This is a genomic window from Mesorhizobium sp. M4B.F.Ca.ET.017.02.2.1 (assembly GCF_003998955.1).
Classification (GTDB): Bacteria; Pseudomonadota; Alphaproteobacteria; order Rhizobiales; family Rhizobiaceae; genus Mesorhizobium; species Mesorhizobium abyssinicae.
Genome location: NZ_RZOF01000374.1, coordinates 1 through 5,920 on the forward strand (window position 1 = coordinate 1; position 5,920 = coordinate 5,920).

Below are 5,920 nucleotides of genomic sequence, written 5' to 3' on the forward strand. Positions count from 1 at the left end.
TTCGAGGTTAAGAGCCGCACGGGACCGATTTCCGGCACAGTGACGGTGGAGACGATCGGGCTCGACAATCCGACGGTCGCGCCGCTGATCGCGGGCAAGATCACCGCCAAGGTCGCCGGCACCCTTGCCGCCGACGCGATCACGATCGACAGCGGCTCGGTGCAGGGCGCGGCGCTGGACAGCGCCTTCAACGGCCGCGTGTCGTTCGCCGATGGCGCCATCGACCTCAACCTTAAGGCGGACGCCCTCTCGGCGGCTTTGCCGGCGGCCGCGCGCGGCGTGCTGGCCGAGCGGACGCAGCTCAGCGCCACGCTGAAGCGGGATACCCATGGCGGCGTCACCATCAATCCGGTCAAGCTTGCCTCCGGCGCGTTGACGGCCGACGGGCAAGCCAGCCTCGCCGACAACAAGCTCAGCGCCGACATCAAGGGCGCGCTGGCCGATATCTCGCTGCTGTCGAAGGACGCCAAGGGCGCGATTGCCTTCGCGCTCAATGCGCAAGGGCCAAGCTTGGCGCCGGACCTGTCGTTGACGGTGGACAGCGACCGGCTTTCGGTAGCGGCGCGCGAGATCACCGGGCTGAAGCTGACCGCCACCGGTAAGGCCGATGCCGCCAACCCGGCCGCGAATGTGCAACTGACCGGCAATGTCGCCGGACAGGCATTGCAAGGCAGCGCGGTGCTGGCGACAACCGATGGCAAGAGCGCGATCAACGGGCTGCTCCTGTCGCTCGGCAAGAACCGGATCTCCGGCGACCTCGCGCTTGACGAGGCCTTCGTGCCGGCCGGCACCATCGCGCTCGACCTGCCCGATATCGGCCCGCTGGCGGCGCTGGCGCTGGAAAAGGCCGAAGGCGACGTGCGCGGCACCATCGCCTTCACCAAGACGGCCAACGGCCCCAACGTCACCGTCGAGGCGACGACCGCCGCAATTTCGCGTGGCGACCTCTCGGCCAGGAACGTCGCCATCGACGCGCTGGTCGCCAATTACCTGGCCGCCCCGGTGATCTCCGGCAAGGTCCGCGCCGACAGTGTCACCTCGGGCGGCACCGTGGTCAGCGGCATCAATGTCGACCTGAAGCGCGACGGCGACTGGACCGGCTTTTCCGGCGGCGCCACCGTCAAGGATATTCCGGCCAAGGCCGCCGGGCGGGTGAAGGTGGCGAATGGCACCACGACCATCGAGCTCGCCTCGGGTCAGGCGACCGTGCAAGGCATCAAGGCGGCGATCGCGCAGGCCTCGACGGTCAGTATCGCCAACGGCACGACGAGCCTGGACAGGCTGGTGCTCAATCTCGGCGGCGGCACCGCGACTGTGACCGGCAAGGTCGGACAGGCGCTCGATATCAATGCCGCGCTGTCCAAGGTGCCGGCTTCGCTCGCCAACAGTTTTTCGCGCGGCCTTGATGCTGCAGGTTCCATCTCCGGTACGGTCAAGGTGACCGGTGCGCCGGCCAATCCCTCGGTTGCCTTCAAGATCGACGCCGGCGGCGTGCAGACCGCGCAGACGCGGAGCGCCGGCCTCGGCGGCATGAATATTTCCTCGTCGGGAACGTTCGCCGGCAAGAAATTCACCTTCGACGCCAACATCAGCGACGGCGCAGGGCTTGGCCTGAAGGGCGGCGGCTCGGTGACGACGGCGGGAACGCCGGCGCTGGTACTCGACTTCTCCGGCAAGGTGCCGTTCTCCTTCCTTGCCGCCAAGCTCGCCGCGCAGGGCCTGTCGCTGAGCGGCACCGCCAACGTCAATGTCCAGGTGCGCGGCCCGGCGACGTCGCCGGTCATCGGCGGCACGGTCAGCACGTCGGGCGCCCGGCTGGTCGACGCGCGCTCCGGCCTTGCCGTCAACGATATCGCCGCCGACGTCTCGATCGGCTCCGGCGTGGCCAGGATCAATCGCCTGACCGGCACGCTGTCGACGCGCGGCAGCCTGTCGGCCAGCGGCACGGTCGGCATCAATCCGGCGCAAGGGTTCCCGGCCGATCTTTCGGTCAAGCTCACCGACGGCCGCTACACGGACGGCCGGGTGGTGACCGCCAATCTCGGCGGCGACCTGACCATCAAGGGGCCGCTCGTCTCGGCGCCGGTGGTCGCGGGCACCATCAACCTGGCCAAGACCGTCATCACCGTACCCGAGAAGCTGCCGGGCTCGCTGGCGGCGCTCAACGTCAAGCACAAGGGCGCGCCGGCCGCGGTGCGCGCACAGGACAAGGCGCTGCGCCCGGCTTCAGCCAGCGGCAGCAGCGGCGGCGGCGGCGGTCTTGCCCTTGACGTCACCGTCAATGCGCCGAACCAGATCTTCATCCAGGGGCGGGGCGTCGACGCCGAGCTTGGCGGCTCGCTCAAGCTGACCGGCCCGGCATCCTCGCCGCATGCGGTCGGCACCTTCACCCTGCAGCGCGGGCGGCTGTCGATTCTCGCCAAGCGGCTGACCTTCACCGAAGGCACGGTCGGCTTCTCCGGTTCGCTGGTGCCTTATCTCAACCTGACGGCGACCACGACGACGAGCAGCGCCACCGTCACCATCGTCGTGTCGGGCGAGGCGACCAACCCGAAATTCACTTTCTCCTCGGTTCCGGCGCTGCCGGAGGACGAGGTGCTGGCGCAGCTGATCTTCGGCCGCTCGATGTCGAACCTGTCGCCGCTGCAGATCGCGCAGCTGGCGGAGGCCGCCGCGCAACTGGCCGGCGTCGGCGGCTCGACCTCGCTGCTCGAGAACCTGCGCAGCGCGATCGGCGTGGACGACCTCGACGTGACCACCGACGAGAAGGGCGGCACCGCCGTCTCGGCCGGCAAATACCTCAACGACCGCACCTATGTGACGATCCAGAAGGGCGACAAGCCGGGTTCCGGCAAGGCGGCGATCGACCTCAATGTCGGGCGCGGCGTCAAGCTGCGTGGCGAAGCCACCGATGCCGGCGAAGCCAAGGGCGGCATCTTCTACGAGCGCGAATACTGAAGCGGGAGCAGGAAGGGCAGCCTTTGGCGCTATCGCAGCAGGCGGCTGGCGCTGTCCTATGCCGCTTGAATGTCTCAGTTTATTCGTTTGCGCATATTCGAATGAAATCTGCGACGCAGTAGCAAATTTGCGTCAAGACTGTCGCTATCGCGCGAACCGCCCTCCTTCCAAAGTTGCACATTCGCCAACATGTTCCCAGTCCAGACCGTCTTTGACATCACGGTCCGGATGCGGAATGTTACAAGGCGGAAAGCCAACAATGGGAGTTAATCATGGCAATCTACAAATCTAACGGTGACCGCGTTCCGGATCACATCCTGGCCATGGCCGAAGAAGCCAAGGCAGGCAAGGTGGACCGCCGCGAATTCCTGGCGCTCGCCAGCGTCTTCGGCGCCACCACGGCGATGGCCTACGGCATGCTCGGCCTCGCCGATCCGACCCCGGCAAGGGCCGAGGACGTGCAGGGCAAGAAGGGCGGCACGCTGAAGGTCGCGCAGTGGATCAAGGATCCTAAGGATCCGCGCAAGGCCGACTGGTCGGAAATCGCCAATGCCGAGCGCCAGGCGCTCGAGCCGCTGGTCAAGTACACCACCGAATATACGTTCCGCCCCTATCTGCTGGAAAGCTGGGACGTGAACGACGACGCCACCGAGTACACGCTGCATGTGCGCAAGGGCGTGACCTGGTCGAACGGCGATGCCTTCACCGCCGATGACGTCATCTTCAACCTGAAGCGCTGGGCCGACAAGAAGGCCGAAGGCAATTCGATGCCTGGCCGTCTCGGCACCCTGGTCAAGGACGACAAGCTGGACGAAAGCGCCGTCACCAAGGTCGACGACCTGACGATCAAGCTGAAGCTCGGCAAGCCCGACATCGCCCTGATCCCGAACATGTGCGACTATCCGGGCCTGATCGTCCACAAGACCTTCGACGAGAAGGGCGGCGACTTCAAGGCCTGCCCGATCGGCACCGGCCCGTTCGAGCTCGTGTCCTACGATGTCGGCCAGAAGGTGGTCTACAAGCGCCGCGAGGACAACAAGTGGTGGGACGGTGAAGTCTTCCTCGACGGCATCGAGTTCATCGACTACGGCACCGATCCGGCGGCCATGGTCAGCGCCTTCGAGGCGGGCGAAGTCCACACCAATTTCGAGACCTCGGCCGACTATGTGTCGATCCTCGACGGCATGGACCTGGTGAAGTCCGAAGTGGTGACGGCGTCGACCATCGTGTGCCGCACCAACGTCAACAACAAGCCTTACGACAACCAGAAGGTCCGCAACGCGCTGCAGCTCGCGGTCGACAACAATGTCGTCCTCCAGCTCGGCTACGGCAATGCGGGCACGGTCGCCGAGAACCATCACGTCTGCCAGATCCATCCGGAATACTTCGAGCTGGCAAAGGTGGCGCGCGATCCGGCCAAGGCCAAGGCACTGCTGGCGGAAGCCGGCCAGGCCGACTTCGAGCATGAGCTGATCACGGTCGACGAGGACTGGCACAAGAACACCGGCGATGCGATCGCCGCGCAGATGCGCGACGCCGGCATCAAGGTGAAGCGCACGGTGCTGCCGGGCTCGACGTTCTGGAACGACTGGACCAAGTATCCGCTGTCGATGACCAACTGGAACATGCGTCCGCTCGGCGTCCAGGTGCTCGCGATCGGCTACCGCTCCGGCGAGGCGTGGAACGAGACGGCCTTTGCGAACGCCGACTGGGATGCCAAGCTCAATGCCGCGCTGGCCGTCGCCGACGCCGCCAAGCGCAAGGAGATGATGAAGGACATCGAGCAGATCCTGCAGGATTCCGGCGTCATCATCCAGCCCTACTGGCGCAAGCTCTACAGCCACTCGGTCAAGGCGGTGCAGAACTACAAGATGCACCCGACCTTCGAACGCGACTATGGCAAGGTCTGGCTCGACCAGGCGTGATCGGACCGATTGGGGAAGGGGCTTGCCCCTTCCCCTCACTCCCCGCACAATGCAGGAACCGGAAGCCGGCGCCTTGAGAAGGCGTGGATTCTTCCGGCAACGGCGTGCAACGAAAAACAGGGTTGATCGCATCCGAGGGTCCGTTTGAAAGGCAGCCCGGCCGCTAGTGGCCGATCTGGTTCGCAGACAGGCTCCAACCCCAACCAGACCGGCAGGGGGCCGCCATGCTTTCCTTCATCCTCAGGCGTCTTGGCACGATGGCATTGACGATGCTGTGCCTGACTCTGATCGTCTTCTTCCTGATCAATCTCAACCCGAACCTGAAGAAGTTGGCGATCAGCCAGACCGAAATGCACACATCTGCCGAGCAGCTCGAGGACTGGCTGGTCAACCACGGCTACCGGCAGAATTTCTTCGTCCGCTATGGCCAGTGGCTGGGCGTGCTGCCCAAGCAGCCGGTGACCGACCCGGCGACGGGCAAGCCGACGCAGCGTTTCGCCTTCTGCAACGATCCGGTCGAGCCGACATTCTCCGGCGTGCTGCAGGGCGATTTCGGCTGTTCGACCAAGTTCAAGACGACCGTGGCCTCGAAGCTGTTCCCGGCGCTCAGCGCCACCGGCATCCTGATGTTATGCGTGCTTGCGGTGATGGTGCCGATCTCGCTCTTGATCGGCATCCTGGCCGGCATGCGCGAGGGCTCGCGCACCGACCGCACGCTGTCGGTCGCCTCGATCGCGTCGACGGCGACGCCGGAATATGTTTCCGGCGTCATCTTCACCGTCATCTTCGCGTCCTGGCTCGGCTGGCTGAACGGCTCGGCCGCCTCGGCTAGCCAGGGCATCACCTTCTATAATTTCACGCTGCCTGTGATGACGCTGGCGATCTACGGCATCGGTTACATTGCCCGCATGACCCGCGCCTCGATGGTCGAGGTGATGACGCAGCAATATATCCGCACGGCCCGCCTCAAGGGCCTCTCCTTCGGCAGCGTGGTGGTCAAGCACGCGCTGCGCAACGCGCTGATCGCGCCGTTCACC

3 protein-coding genes are annotated in these 5,920 nt (G+C 65.4%); all 3 read left to right on the forward strand.

The genetic code is table 11. The features are described from left to right. Window positions 1-2,958, forward strand: a 2,958-nt coding sequence (locus tag EN738_RS29500; RefSeq protein WP_189606026.1) for a translocation/assembly module TamB domain-containing protein, incomplete at its 5' end; no start/stop codon positions are given. A gap of 272 nt (window positions 2,959-3,230) precedes the next feature. Next, window positions 3,231-4,883, forward strand: coding sequence for an ABC transporter substrate-binding protein (locus tag EN738_RS29505; RefSeq protein WP_127286725.1), 1,653 nt, complete (start codon window positions 3,231-3,233; stop codon window positions 4,881-4,883). 224 nt (window positions 4,884-5,107) lie between these two features. Continuing rightward, a partial coding sequence (locus EN738_RS29510; protein WP_145966968.1) for an ABC transporter permease occupies window positions 5,108-5,920 on the forward strand: 813 nt, incomplete at its 3' end.

Excerpts from the sequence above, each read along its gene's own strand:
- EN738_RS29505 (WP_127286725.1), top strand. The coding sequence starts at position 3,231 with ATGGCAATCTACAAATCTAACGGTGACCGCGTTCCGGATCACATCCTG.